The sequence below is a fragment of the Tepidibacter aestuarii genome, assembly GCF_934924865.1.
In the GTDB taxonomy this organism is placed as follows: domain Bacteria; phylum Bacillota; class Clostridia; order Peptostreptococcales; family Peptostreptococcaceae; genus Tepidibacter_A; species Tepidibacter_A aestuarii.
Window position 1 is genome coordinate 3,244,322 of record NZ_OW235315.1, and the last position, 15,469, is coordinate 3,259,790.

Sequence of the window (15,469 nt, forward strand, 5' to 3'; positions counted from 1 at the left end):
TTAATCTACAACTACAAATATTCCTTTTCTACTTGATTTAATATATACATTTTTATCTGCTCTATCGATACTAAATGGAACTGTATACCAGTTTCTCATTTCCTCATCATATCTTAAAACATTTATATTATCACCTGCATACTCATATGGAATTCTAATATTTACATTATCAAAAGTAAAGTTATCTCCCGCAACCTGTATAAAATCAGATACTACATGAGCTGATCTTAACTTGTTCTTTATACTATCTACAACTAAAGGTTCAACCCTTCCAAGAGATACAACCATATCCTTATCTCTATCATAATCAACAGGTCTTAAATTGTATATATCTATATCTGCATATTTTGACTTTGTATTAATATTTGAATTTACGCTGCTTTTACTTCCCTCGTACTTTATCTTTCTAACTAAACTATCTTCTCCCATAATCTCGTCTAAATCTAATTCTAAACTACTCTTATTTTTATATGAAGAACTAAGTATTAAAGTATCTTCACTTACCTTCATATCTTGCTCAACTTTTCCCTTAGAATCATCTTTGATTACTTTCTTATCTTCAGTTGGAGCGAAATCTCCTTTTTTGATAACACTTAACGTATCAAATTCTATAATATTTTTGTGGTTATCATCATTTTCAACTATTATCTTATAAGTTCCAGGCTCTAATCTATCACTTCCATCAGGAAGATATACCTTAGCCATTTTATCCTCTATAACTACTCTTTCAGCTCTTTCTTTATGTCCAAACTCATTTTCAAAGTATACCTCAATTCCACCTGAATAGAACATTCCACCTTCTAATATTATAGGTTCATCTTCATCATAATCTTCACCTACAGTTGCATCTACAATTCTTGATACTATAGGCATTGGCGTCGTTGAAAATGAGAATGACTTTGCTGCATTTAAAAGTTTTTCTCCACTTTCATTTACAGCACCATTTTCTACTACATTTTCAGGCACATACCAATCGTATTTAGTATTCGCATTAAGTTTTTCTTTTATAGGTATGTACATATAAGTCTTTTTATAAGATGACTTATACTCTATTTTAATCTCCTTAGTATCATCTATAAGATTTTCACTGCTTCCATCTGAATAAAGATTAAATCTACTAGGAGTTTTATTATCATTATATAATTTAACACTTCCATCTAAATCATCAAATATAGCTGTTAAATAATAAGTTCCATCTGAATCTTTATGTAAATCATTTTCATCATATTTAGCTGATGAACTATTGCTAGGTATAGTATCTATTATCTCAGGTCTATCCTTTATAGTTCTAAACTTAAAAGTTATATCCTTATTGTACCTAAATAAAGTATTACTTGAATTTAATTTTCCCTGCAAACCAACAGCTCCAGGTGCTAATTTAACAGTATACTCTTCACTCTTTGAAAGTTCAAATCTCGTATCATTATATAGATTATTCATATCTATTTTTAAAGAATCTGTCTCTAAAGAACCAACAGATTTATCTGCATAAACATAATTTTGAACATTAGTATATGTACTTCCACTTCTCGATATAAGACTTACCTTAGTTTTGTCTATATTACTGTCTATAGGATATTTAAACTTAACACTTATAGTAGGATGTAACCCTACATTACTTGAACCATCTATAGGATCAGTAATACTTACTATATCATCTGTGCTAAAGTTTATAACATTTTGCTGATTATATATATCAGCTGCATTTTCAAGATATACGCAGTTTGGATTTAAAGTAACTGTATATTTTGAGAGATCTTTAAAACCTCCTACTCTTTGAACTTTAAGCTTCTTATGATCTGTAGAATCTACACTTACTGTATAATTTGATATACTATCAGCTACATAAGTATCATCCTTTAGATTATCTATTAAAGAAGATGTTATTGTTATGTAATTCTGCTTATTAGCTACTGCATCAGGATTTAATACAACATTATCTAAAAAAGTGTAAATTATAGTCCCTCCACTATATTCAGTATTAGTTATAATCCCACTTTGGCTTGTAGTGTTTGACTTTGTAACAAAATTATATTTTATCTCTTGACTACCTATATTTGAACTATCCTTAAATAAGCCAGCATTAATATGTACTGTATATAAAGAGCTATGATTCAATCTTTTACTTGAATCCTTCAGCTCTATTATAACTTTATGCTCACTTGGATATAAAGTTAAATTGTAATTATCTTTATCTGAAATTCCATTTACTAATATATCCATATTAGCATTTATATCTTTTGACCCATCTTTAGTGTAATTAGATCCATATACCACGTCTATATATGTTGTATCGTAGCTTACACCTACTTGATCTTTAGTTATAGTCTCTTTGCTAGTTCTAAGAGTAAGAGTATCTTCTATTCCTACCGCATTTGATATATCTATAGGAATTAAAGTTAATATTATTGAAAATATTAACATTAAACTTATTTTTCTATTCATATTATCCCCCCTCTAAATATTTACATTATGTACTATATATCGGTATTTAGTATAAGTTTTTGAAGTATAAATTTAAATAAAAAATACCTAGATTTCATTTATGCGAAATCTAGGTATCTACTTTATTTATAAATATTTTTTAACTTATTACGAATCTCTTCTTCTCAAATACTTCTTTATCTATACTTACATATATCTTATCATTCTTTCTAAGATCTTTCATATCTTTGTCTGATTTAACTTTAACAGAACCTTCGTTTACTAAATATTCTAAAACAGTCTTTATATCTGCGTGCTTGACCTTAGTCGTATTATGAATATGATCTAATGTCGTAAGCATATTTCCATTGCTGTTTATAAGAAGAGTCAATATTTGATTTAAATCACCTTGATGTTTTACCTCAAGTTTTATGTTTTGAAGAATTTGTTTTTCTTCATCATCAAGATTCAATACATCTTCTGGTCTAGGTACTGGTTTTGTATATTCGTAATACATGGAACCATCTTCATCTTTTTTAAGTTCTACTAGCTTATACTTTAACAATAGGTCCAAATCATCTTGTCTTGTCTCTGGATATTTAAAACCTATTTTCTTTAAAATATTCTTTTTATCTTCTACAACCTGAGGATGTTCTTCTCCTCCTTCAAGATTTGTATTTAATATTTTTTGAGTAGCCTCAAGACCTTTTAACTGCTGAGATTTAGTAGCACCCACAACTAAGTATGTCTTATAAGTTGAAAGGGGCATATATCTAAACCACATATATTTTTGAAGTTCTTCTGGTACATTTATCTTCACTCTATTCTCCATATTAAATTCTCCTTTTTGAATAAAATTTAATCTATAATAAATATTTTTCTGCAAAGAACATCTTCATCATCTATAAGTCTAAATTCATATCTGCCCTCTTGCATTACCTCTGACTTAAATGTTATAGATGCTTTACCGTTTCCATCGAGTTTTACAGGAATACTTGCAAGCATTTTATTAGTGTCTATACTTATCAACTCTCCTGTTACTTCTTGATCTTTCTTAATTGAGATTAAGTCTAATTTAAACACACCTTTTTCTTTTGTATATTTATCAGATACTATAAATGGTATTATTATCTTCTTCTTACCACTTTTAATCCTTATCTCATAATATCCATTATCCCATGAGTTATTAGAACTTCTCATTTTAAGTTTGACCTTATTGTCTTCAACAGGCATCTCAAATTTTATCTTAGTTTTTTCGTTTTTATTATATACAAGTTCACCTTTTATATTCTCTTCATAACATTCTATATCAGTATCTATAAATATTTCTTTTTGCTTTTCAAAAAACATTATATTCTTAAGTTCATGTGATTCTAACTCCCTAGATGGCTTATCTACTATAAAGTTTATGTGCTTAACTTCTTGGTTTGAGACAAATACCTTTATTTGATACCATCCCATATTCCAGTTTCTATCTTTAGGTTTTTCAAAATCAGCTACATATATTCCTTTTATCTTAACATCTCTATCATATTCTTCTAATTTTTCTTCATATCCATTATCCATATAATAAAGGCTTACAGTAGCATCAACTTCTTCTGTAGCATTTATATCTACATTAAACTTTACATTAGGAATATTAGATGGAATTTTCGATACGAACCATCTACTCATCCTATATTTATCTTCTAATTCCTCTACTCTTTTTATTCTTTGCTCTTCATTAAGTTCATGTTCTTTTTTTATCTTTTGAACCTCATCTAATTCTTCATTTATATTAGCTATTATAAACAAAGATCTTATAGAAGTTTCTTTTATTTCTTCTAGCATATTTGAAAACATATCATAGGCTTCTTTATTAAATATTCTAACAGGACTTTGACCACCTATATACTGGAATATTATTCCCTGTCTTATTTGATCTACCATATCTAAATGATCTGTCCACTTATCATCTATATTCTTCATTAAAGTTACTCTCTCTAGATATCTAAGCTGAGTCTCTCCTGTTATTTTTTCTTTTTGTTTGTATAGTTCAACTGCCTTATCATATGCTTTTTTCTTTATATCATGCTTGTTTAAATTTTCAATCTCATCGTTTTCCATTTTAGTGAAATCTATATAATTATTGAATTTAAACGTTTCATTCAAATACTTTTGTATAGAATCTAAATCCCATTCTTCTGGATATTCACTGTTAGATGTACATAAATCTATATTTTTATCTATAGTATCCTTTAAAATACTGTAGATAAACTCGCTCATATCCTCTCCATTTAATATCTTGTTTCTTTCATTGTATATAGTTTCTCTTTGCTTGTTTAATATCTTGTCAAATTCAAGAGTATTCTTTCTAACGTTGTAATTACTAGTTTCTACAGTCTTTTGTATCCCATCTATAGCTTGAGACACTAATTTATCCTGTATAAAATCATCTGAACCTAAGTTCATCTTATCTACTATCTTTACAATTCTATCTAATGCCTCTTTTCCCACCTTAGAGAATAAAGAATCTTCAAGAGATATAAAAAATTGACTTTCACCAGGATCTCCCTGACGTCCAGATCTACCTCTTAACTGATTATCTATTCTTCTTGAATCATGTCTTTCTGTTCCTATTACATAAAGTCCTCCAAGTTCAGCAACTCCATCGCCAAGTTTTATATCCGTACCACGACCAGCCATATTAGTAGCAATAGTTACAGCACCTTTTTGTCCAGCATTTGATATAATATCAGCTTCATCTTTATTTTGCTTTGCATTTAGAAGCTTGTGCTTTATATTATTTTTAGTTAACATTTCACTTAATTCTTCTGAATCATCTATATATATAGTACCTATAAGTATAGGCTGTCCTTTTTCATTTCGTTTTTTAATTTCATTTACAAGAAATTTAAGTTTAGCTTTTTTAGTTTTAAACAACAAATCAGCCTTATCTATTCTTTTTATTTCTTTGTTTGTAGGTATACATACAACATCTACAGCATATATGTCTTTGAATTCTTGTTTCTGACTGTATGCTGTACCTGTCATACCTGCTATTTTATTGAATAGCTTGAAATAGTTTTGGTATGTAATCATAGCTTGAGTTTTTGTTTCTTTCTTTATCTCTACATTTTCTTTAGCTTCAAGTGCTTGGTGAAGACCTTTTCCAAATCTTCTTCCTGGAAGCGCTCTTCCTGTAAATTTATCTATTATCATAATTTCGCCATCTTGAACTACATAATCTTTATCTTTAGTAAATACATAGTTAGCTTGAAGCGACTGTCTTATATGATGATATAGCTCTGTATTCTTTATATCAGCTATGTTTTCTATTCCAAATATTCTCTCACTCTTATCTATACCACTTTGCGTTAAATTTGCTATTCTCTTTTCATTATCTATATCATAATCTTCTTTATTAAGAGATTTTATGAATTTATCAACAGTTATATAATATTGAGAAGGTCTTGCTGCTTCTCCTGTTATAATAAGCGGAGTTCTAGAATCATCTATAAGTATAGAATCAACCTCATCTATTATTGCAAAATTTCTACTTCTTTGAACTACATTTTGCTTAACAGTAACCATATTGTCTTTTAAATAATCAAATCCAAACTCAGAATTAGTACCGTATACTATGTCACAGTTATAAGCTTCCTTTTTTTGTTTTACATTTAGTTCTCTATGAGTAAGGCCAACTGTTAGTCCTAAGAAATTATATAGCTTTTCCATTTCCTCTTTATCCCTAGCTGCAAGATACTCATTAGAAGTTATTACGAATACACCTTCACCTGTTAATGCATTTAAATACGTAGGAAGTGTAGCTACTAAAGTCTTACCCTCTCCAGTTTTCATCTCAGCAATATTACCCTCATGAAGAGCTATTCCCCCCATTAATTGAACCTTATAATGCTTCATTTTAAATACTCTAAAAGAAGCTTCTCTAACTACTGCAAATGCTTCTTCTAATATATTATCTAACTTTTCACCATTTTGAATCCTTTGTTTAAATCCTTCTGTTTTATCTTTCAATTCTTCATCAGATAAATTTTTTATTTTATCTTCTAAAGCTAATATATTATCCGCTCTTTTTTGAAGATCTTTAATTTTTCTATCATGAGGATTGATAATTCCACTAAAAAAATCTTTCATAAATATTCCTCCTACTGTAGCTTTGTTAAATATTATTATTCCAAAAATTTACGATTTCATTAGTAAAGTTGCGCTTAATTTTAAATACTACATTTTCTTATAAATTAAAAACAAGAGAAGGATATAATCCTTCTCTTGTCCTTTAACTTATATAATTAAATATCTTTATTTATTATGGTAAAGCTATTACAGTAACTGTGAACTCTTTTGTTTCTGTAACGTCACCTTTTTCAATTGTAGCAGTTAATGTAACAGTTGCATTTGCTTCTCCTGATGCAGGTCTTGTAACAGTTCCATTAGTTGCAACTACAGTTTCATCGCTTGATGCCCAAGCAATAGTTGATCCATTAGATCCTGATGTTTCTAAAGTTAAATCAGCTGTTACGTTGTCTAAATCTCCTTCTATTGTTAATGCAGCTTTATCTGCATCTACATCAGCTTGATCTGCAACAGCTATATCAGTTAATAATACGTACTTAACAAATGTAGTTCCAGCTTCATCTAAAACTAACTCAACATTGTATTCATCTAAATCTATATCAGATACAGACTCAACAGTCACATCAGATGCATCAGTTACGTTGAATACTTTTGCACCAGATATTAATCTGTAAGTAGTGTCTCCATCTATTATTTCTTTAGCAGATACCTTAACAGTTGCATCAGATGCTACTGTAGTAGTTGATAGTGCATCTAAATCTGTATTAACAACCTTTCCAGAATCGTTATCTACTTCTAATTCTACAACTTTACCTACTAAAGCTTCTGCTGCATCCATATCAAATCCTGCATCACTTATGTCTAATCTTTCATTAGTATCTGTGTAGAATGTTTTTTCATCTCCACCTACATAAGCTTTGATTCTTAACTCATCTTCTCCAGAAACTTTCTTAACTTCTGTTATTAAAGCTCTTTCAGTTGTAGATTCTTCTGAATCATTATCAGCATCTTTTACAAGTATATACTTAGCTTTTCCATCTTTAGCATATACTACAGCATCTGTAACTTTATCAAAGTCAGCATCTTCCCATGTGCTTATCTCAACATCATCTGCATCTGTATCAGCGTAGTCATACTTTTCTACATTGAATACTAATACATCATCAGATAATTTGTATCCAGCAGCATAGTTATCATCTTCAACATCTATATCGTTATCTGTATCATTTTCTAATACTACTATTTCTTTAATTTCTCCATCTTCATCTATTTCAAGCTCTACTAATCCAGTTATATCATCAACTTTTCCATTAGTTACAGTTTCATCTCCATCTATAACATCATCATCGACTTCAACATCATAGCTTACTTCCTTACCATCTTTGTTGATTATATCAACTGCATAGTAAGTTTCTCCTCTATTTTCATACTGCTTGATAGCTCCATCTTTTAAGAATCCAACTATTTTACTTGTATTCTCAGAGTCTTCGTTAACATCTATAAGAATAACATCTCCTTGTCTATTTACATGGATAGTTGTCTTTTCACCTTCCATATCAGCAACTTTATCTTCTAACTCTGTAGTAGATTTTTCAGAATCTTCATCTAAGTAGAATGCACCTTCGTAGTTGTACTCTTCTCCATCTATTGTAAATTCATCAGTTAATACATCTTCAACTTTTCCAGTTACAGTCTTAGTGTATACCTCTGCTAACTCTTTAGAATCATTGTAGAATACTACGTCTCCTTCTTCGATGTCAGAAACCTTGATTTCTTTTCCATCCTTCATTACAACATAATCTTCTAAATCAACTTCTTCATCATGTCCAGATATAACATCTTTCTCAACATCTTCTACTAAGATGTATCCATCCATTGAAGTTATAGCGTCAAGTCCAACTACATCACCGTCTTCTACTATAACTTTAGCGTACTCAAAGTTATCTCCATCTTCTATAGATGTAAATAAATCACGCTTATCTTCAGAAACTGTGTAAGTCTTATCCATTCCTACTAATTTGATTTCTAAGTCGTCTCCATCTTCATCTACTTCTATAGCATCGAAGTATACATCATCTTTAACTTCGTATGATACTAATTCATCATCATCATTGTAGTAAGCTTTGATCTTAACTCCTTTTAATCCTTCAAAGTTAAATCCATCTTTAACTTCGATTTCTTTAGATCCAACTTCTATTTTGTTGTCATCTTTTTGAGAAGAAGTAAAATCTACTATGTCTTCTTCAAATGCAACATCTAATTTAGTGTCTAATAAAGTTTCTTTATCTGTACCATCAGTTCCAGACTTTACGAATTTAGCTTCGTCTCCGTATCCTACTTGAACCATCATGTTTACTTCTAATGAGTTATCAACTAATTGAGCAACTATTCCTCTTGGAGCAGATGTTCCTATTGTTCCATCTACATCATCAGTTATATCTTCTTGTCCAGCTACTACTAAGTATCCATTTGGATATCCACCTTTAGCTTTTGCTGCTGGCTCATATCCTAAAGCTCTAACTATCATAGTTACTGCTTCTTCATACTTAACTGGTGCTTCTGGATCAAATACTCCTTCAGCTTTTCCGTTTATAACTTTAAGTCCTGATGCTATGTTTATGTATCCTGATGCCCAGTGGTTAGCAGGTACATCGCCAAATCCAGTAGCTCCCATTGAAGCCTTAGCTGAATCGTCAAGTCCTAATGATCTAACTACAACTGCTGCAAATTCTGCTCTTGTTATTGTTTTTTCCGGCTTGAATGTACCATCTTCATATCCATTTAATACATTAAGTCCTGATAATCTTTCTACTGCTGTTTCGTAATCTGTTCCTTTAACATCAGCTGGCATTGCTGCAAAAGCTGCACCCATTGATCCGAATGCTAAAGCTCCAGCTAATGCTACTGAAAGTACTTTTTTAGTATTCTTCATTTTATTTCCTCCTTGTAAACCTAGTTGTCTTTTAAATTCTGTCTTCTGAGGATTTGCAATTTTTAACATAAAAACTGTCATTTACCTCTAGTTGTCTGTTTTGTCTAATAATGCCTTTTTTTTAATTGTCAATTTCCTAAAAATGTCTATAAAGGCCTTGTTTATATGTAAAACTACAAAGTTATTATACACTTATATACCACTTATTTCAATTACAATTATGTTACAATTTTTAAAAGTATATTAAATTTTAGATTTTACCATATTATTCCTATGCATATTTTGTAATTTTCATAAAATTTCCAAGGGTATTTTTACATACATGTAATTAACTGTTTTATTATGTTAATTTATATTTTATTTACTTTTTATATCCATGTTAATAATTTCCTTACGTATAAAAATTCGCTTCATAAAAAAAGAGACCCTAAGGTCTCTTTCTATATAAGCTATTACTTAGCAGTTAATATTACATACTTAACAAATGCTGTTCCAGCTTCATCTTCTATTACTGTTACTGTGTAATCAGTGAAGTCTATATCTGATACTGACATAACTTCTACATCTGTTCCATCTACTTCAAATACCTTAGCATCTGAGATTAATCTGTAAGTTGTTTCACCTGATACTATTTCTTTCTTAGATACTTTAACTGTTCCATCAGCTAATGTTGTTCCATCTATTACTGCTATTGCTGATTCATTAACTACTTTTCCAGTCTCATCATCTATATCAAGCTCTACTATCTTTCCTACTAATGCTTTAGCATCGTCCATATCAAGTCCAGTTGCTGAATCATTATCTATATCTTCTATAGTTAACTTCTCGTTAGTATCTGTGTAGAATACTTTCTCTTCTCCACCTACATAAGCTTTGATTCTTAATTCGTCTTTTCCTGAAACTTTCTTAACTTCTGTTACTAATGCTTTTTCTGTAGTAACATCTTCTGCATCATTGTCTGCATCTTGAACTACCATGTATTTTACTACTCCATCTTCAGCGTATACTGTAGCAGCTATCGCTTCATCAAAGTCTACATCTCCCCAAGCGCTTATCTTAATGTCTTCTGCATCATCAGTGTATTTTTCTGTGTTGAATACTAAAGCTGAATCATCTAATTTGAATCCACCAGCATAGTTATCATCAACATCTACATTAGCAACATCTTTTGAATCTAATACTACTATTTCCTCTAAGTTTCCATCTACATCTATCTTAAGCTCTACTAATCCTGATATAGCATCTAAGTCTTCATCTCCAGCTATAAGATCTTCATCAAACTCAGCATCGTAGCTTACTTCTTTACCATCTTTGTTGATTACATCTACTCCGTAGTAAGTTTCTCCTCTGTTTGAGTAAGATTTAATCTTTCCATCTAATAATCCTACTACTGTTCCTGTTTCTTCTGCATCTTCATCAACATCTACAAGTACAACTTCACCTTGTCTGTTTACATAGATAGTAGTTTCTTTATCTTCCATATCTGAAACTTTATCTTCTAAATCTGTAGTTGATTTTTCTGAATCAGAATCTAAATAGAATGCTCCTTCGTAGTTGTACTCTACTCCATCTATTGTAAATTGATCAGTTAATACATCTTCAACCTTACCAGTTATAGTCTTAGTGTATACTTCTGCGAAGTCTTTAGAATCGTTGTAGAATACTACATCTCCTTCTTTAATATCAGAAGCTGATATTTCTACTCCGTCCTTCATTACAGTGTAATCATCTAAGTTTAGCTCTTCTTCATGTCCAGATATAACATCTCCATCAACGTCTTCTACTAAGATATATCCATCAAATGAAGCTATTGTATCAAGAGCTACTACCTTTCCATCTTCTATTATAACTTTTGCATATTCAAACTCTTCTCCATCAGTAAGTCCTGATAAATCCATACGAGTATCATCTGCTACATTGTAAGTCTTATCCATTCCAACTAATTTAACTTCTACATCGTCACCATCTACATTTATTTCAACAGCGTCAACATATACATCATCTTGAGCTTCATATGAAACTAATATATCATCATCATTGAAGTATGCTTTAACATTAACATCTTTTAATCCTTCAAAGTTGAATCCTTCCATTACTTCTAACTCTTTAGATCCTATAGATACCTTGTTATCATCTTTTTGAGAATCAGTGAAAGTTAATACATCTTCAGTGTACTCTACATCTAATTTATCAACTAATAAAGTTTCTTTATCTGTACCATCAGTTCCAGACTTTACAAATTTAGCTTCATCTCCGTATCCTACTTGAACCATCATAGGTACTTCTAATGAGTTATCTACTAATTGAGCTACTATTCCTCTTTCACTTGCAAGTCCTATAACTCCGTTTACATCATCAGTTATATCTTCTTGTCCAGCTACTACTAAGTATCCATTTGGGTATCCACCTTTAGCTTTTGCTGCTGGCTCGTATCCTAATGCTCTTACTAACATAGTTACTGCTTCTTCATACTTAACTGGTGCTTCTGGATCGAATACTCCGTCTCCTCTACCATTTACAACCTTAAGTCCTGATGCTATATTGATGTATCCTGATGCCCAGTGATTAGAAGCTACATCGTTAAAGCTAGTAGTTCCCATTGAAGCTTTCGCTGAACTCTCAAGTCCTAACGCTCTTACTACAACTGTTGCAAATTCTGCTCTTGTTATAGTTCTATCTGGTCTGAATGTTCCATCTTCATATCCTTTTAGTATATCAAGTGCTGCTAATCTTTCTACTGCTGTTTCATAATCTGTACCTTTAACATCTTCTGGTACTGCTGCAAAAGCTGCTCCCATTGATCCGAATGCTAAAGCTCCTGCTAATGCTACAGAAAGTACTTTTTTATTGTTTTTCATATCTTTTTATTCCTCCTCGAAATTTGATATCAATATATATAAGTTATTCGTACTTACTTATTTAATAATCTTATTGGAATTAAGCTGCATTTTATTTTGTCGAATTTTGTCGTTTCTTTATTACAAGATTCATTATACTCCTATAATTGATGTATTACAATTACAGAAGTATTACAGTACAGTTAATAAAATGTTACATACTAGATACTTTAAAACTTCTCATTTTTATTATTTATAATATAAGGGGCTTCCTTTATATTAATATATATCATCCTTATCATATGCTCTAAGCAACTACACTTAAAAATTATCCTCATTTAAATGTTAGATACTTTTTGGTTAACATTTTACTATTAAACTTAGATTGTGCTGTTAAAATATTCGTTAAGAAAGTTCTTTGTCTGACTTTAAGGAGTTTAGAACTTTTAGAATATTTTATAAAGCAGAATCTTTAGTTTTATTAAAATGTTGACTAAGTATCGGTATTTGAATGAGGATGATTTTTGCTTAAGTATAAAAAAAGAGACCCTAAGGTCTCTTTTTAATAATCATCTATTACTTAGATGCTGGAGTTAATATTACATACTTAACGAATGCTGTTCCAGCTTCATCTTCTATTACTGTTACTGTGTAATCAGTGAAGTCTATATCTGATACTGACATAACTTCTACATCTGTTCCATCTACTTCAAATACCTTAGCATCTGAGATTAATCTGTAAGTTGTTTCACCTGATACTATTTCTTTCTTAGATACTTTAACTGTTCCATCAGCTAATGTTGTTCCATCTATTACTGCTATTGCTGATTCATTAACTACTTTTCCAGTCTCATCATCTATATCAAGCTCTACTATCTTTCCTACTAATGCTTTAGCATCGTCCATATCAAGTCCAGTTGCTGAATCATTATCTATATCTTCTATAGTTAACTTCTCGTTAGTATCTGTGTAGAATACTTTCTCTTCTCCACCTACATAAGCTTTGATTCTTAATTCGTCTTTTCCTGAAACTTTCTTAACTTCTGTTACTAATGCTTTTTCTGTAGTAACATCTTCTGCATCATTGTCTGCATCTTGAACTACCATGTATTTTACTACTCCATCTTCAGCGTATACTGTAGCAGCTATCGCTTCATCAAAGTCTACATCTCCCCAAGCGCTTATCTTAATGTCTTCTGCATCATCAGTGTATTTTTCTGTGTTGAATACTAAAGCTGAATCATCTAATTTGAATCCACCAGCATAGTTATCATCAACATCTACATTAGCAACATCTTTTGAATCTAATACTACTATTTCCTCTAAGTTTCCATCTACATCTATCTTAAGCTCTACTAATCCTGATATAGCATCTAAGTCTTCATCTCCAGCTATAAGATCTTCATCAAACTCAGCATCGTAGCTTACTTCTTTACCATCTTTGTTGATTACATCTACTCCGTAGTAAGTTTCTCCTCTGTTTGAGTAAGATTTAATCTTTCCATCTAATAATCCTACTACTGTTCCTGTTTCTTCTGCATCTTCATCAACATCTACAAGTACAACTTCACCTTGTCTGTTTACATAGATAGTAGTTTCTTTATCTTCCATATCTGAAACTTTATCTTCTAAATCTGTAGTTGATTTTTCTGAATCAGAATCTAAATAGAATGCTCCTTCGTAGTTGTACTCTACTCCATCTATTGTAAATTGATCAGTTAATACATCTTCAACCTTACCAGTTATAGTCTTAGTGTATACTTCTGCGAAGTCTTTAGAATCGTTGTAGAATACTACATCTCCTTCTTTAATATCAGAAGCTGATATTTCTACTCCGTCCTTCATTACAGTGTAATCATCTAAGTTTAGCTCTTCTTCATGTCCAGATATAACATCTCCATCAACGTCTTCTACTAAGATATATCCATCAAATGAAGCTATTGTATCAAGAGCTACTACCTTTCCATCTTCTATTATAACTTTTGCATATTCAAACTCTTCTCCATCAGTAAGTCCTGATAAATCCATACGAGTATCATCTGCTACATTGTAAGTCTTATCCATTCCAACTAATTTAACTTCTACATCGTCACCATCTACATTTATTTCAACAGCGTCAACATATACATCATCTTGAGCTTCATATGAAACTAATATATCATCATCATTGAAGTATGCTTTAACATTAACATCTTTTAATCCTTCAAAGTTGAATCCTTCCATTACTTCTAACTCTTTAGATCCTATAGATACCTTGTTATCATCTTTTTGAGAATCAGTGAAAGTTAATACATCTTCAGTGTACTCTACATCTAATTTATCAACTAATAAAGTTTCTTTATCTGTACCATCAGTTCCAGACTTTACAAATTTAGCTTCATCTCCGTATCCTACTTGAACCATCATAGGTACTTCTAATGAGTTATCTACTAATTGAGCTACTATTCCTCTTTCACTTGCAAGTCCTATAACTCCGTTTACATCATCAGTTATATCTTCTTGTCCAGCTACTACTAAGTATCCATTTGGGTATCCACCTTTAGCTTTTGCTGCTGGCTCATATCCTAATGCTCTTACTAACATAGTTACTGCTTCTTCATACTTAACTGGTGCTTCTGGATCGAATACTCCGTCTCCTCTACCATTTACAACCTTAAGTCCTGATGCTATATTGATGTATCCTGATGCCCAATGGTTAGAAGCTACATCGTTAAAGCTTGTAGTTCCCATTGAAGCTTTCGCTGAACTCTCAAGTCCTAACGCTCTTACTACAACTGTTGCAAATTCTGCTCTTGTTATAGTTCTATCTGGTCTGAACGTTCCATCTTCATATCCTTTTAATATATCAAGTGCTGCTAATCTTTCTACTGCTGTTTCATAATCGGTTCCTTTAACATCTTCTGGAACTGCTGCAAAAGCTGCTCCCATTGATCCGAATGCTAAAGCTCCTGCTAATGCTACAGAAAGTACTTTTTTATTGTTTTTCATATCTCTTTATTCCTCCTCGAAATTTGATATCGATATATATAAGTTATTCGTACTTACTTATTTAATAATCTTACTGGAATTAAGCTGCATTTTATTTTGTCGAATTTTGTCGTTTTCTTATTACAAGATTCATTATACTCCTATAATTGATGTATTACAATTACAGAAGTATTACAGTACAGTTAATAAAATGTTACACAGTGTAAGTAAG

At 31.0% G+C, this 15,469-nt stretch carries 6 protein-coding genes; all 6 read right to left on the reverse strand.

Features of this window, described 5'->3' with window-relative positions:
- The 6 genes from M2214_RS15785 to M2214_RS15810 all read right to left on the reverse strand — a co-directional run bounded on the left by M2214_RS15785 (nucleotide 1) and on the right by M2214_RS15810 (nucleotide 15,258).
- Nucleotides 1–2,445, reverse strand: a complete 2,445-nt coding sequence (locus tag M2214_RS15785) for an Ig-like domain-containing protein (RefSeq protein ID WP_248480931.1) — start codon at nucleotides 2,443–2,445, stop codon at nucleotides 1–3.
- A 139-nt stretch (nucleotides 2,446–2,584) separates the two neighbouring features.
- On the reverse strand, nucleotides 2,585–3,256 hold the full coding sequence (locus M2214_RS15790; protein WP_248480933.1) for a DUF6042 family protein: 672 nt from the start codon (nucleotides 3,254–3,256) through the stop codon (nucleotides 2,585–2,587).
- 26 nt (nucleotides 3,257–3,282) lie between these two features.
- The gene (gene secA, locus M2214_RS15795; protein WP_248480935.1) at nucleotides 3,283–6,561 is read right to left on the reverse strand and encodes a preprotein translocase subunit SecA; all 3,279 of its coding nucleotides are present in this window, start codon (nucleotides 6,559–6,561) and stop codon (nucleotides 3,283–3,285) included.
- 172 nt (nucleotides 6,562–6,733) lie between these two features.
- A complete protein-coding gene (locus M2214_RS15800; protein WP_248480937.1) occupies nucleotides 6,734–9,433 on the reverse strand; it encodes an S-layer homology domain-containing protein in 2,700 nt (899 codons plus the stop codon).
- A gap of 452 nt (nucleotides 9,434–9,885) precedes the next feature.
- Nucleotides 9,886–12,291: an S-layer homology domain-containing protein gene (locus M2214_RS15805; RefSeq protein WP_248480939.1), complete on the reverse strand. Its 2,406-nt coding sequence runs from the start codon at nucleotides 12,289–12,291 to the stop codon at nucleotides 9,886–9,888.
- 555 nt (nucleotides 12,292–12,846) lie between these two features.
- Entirely contained in the window at nucleotides 12,847–15,258 is a 2,412-nt protein-coding gene (locus tag M2214_RS15810; RefSeq protein ID WP_248480941.1) for an S-layer homology domain-containing protein, read from the reverse strand.
- Nucleotides 15,259–15,469: the final 211 nt, after the last annotated feature.

Excerpts from the sequence above, each read along its gene's own strand:
- M2214_RS15800 (WP_248480937.1), bottom strand. The coding sequence starts at position 9,433 with ATGAAGAATACTAAAAAAGTACTTTCAGTAGCATTAGCTGGAGCTTTA.
- M2214_RS15785 (WP_248480931.1), bottom strand. The coding sequence starts at position 2,445 with ATGAATAGAAAAATAAGTTTAATGTTAATATTTTCAATAATATTAACT.
- secA (WP_248480935.1), bottom strand. The coding sequence starts at position 6,561 with ATGAAAGATTTTTTTAGTGGAATTATCAATCCTCATGATAGAAAAATT.
- M2214_RS15810 (WP_248480941.1), bottom strand. The coding sequence starts at position 15,258 with ATGAAAAACAATAAAAAAGTACTTTCTGTAGCATTAGCAGGAGCTTTA.
- M2214_RS15805 (WP_248480939.1), bottom strand. The coding sequence starts at position 12,291 with ATGAAAAACAATAAAAAAGTACTTTCTGTAGCATTAGCAGGAGCTTTA.
- M2214_RS15790 (WP_248480933.1), bottom strand. The coding sequence starts at position 3,256 with ATGGAGAATAGAGTGAAGATAAATGTACCAGAAGAACTTCAAAAATAT.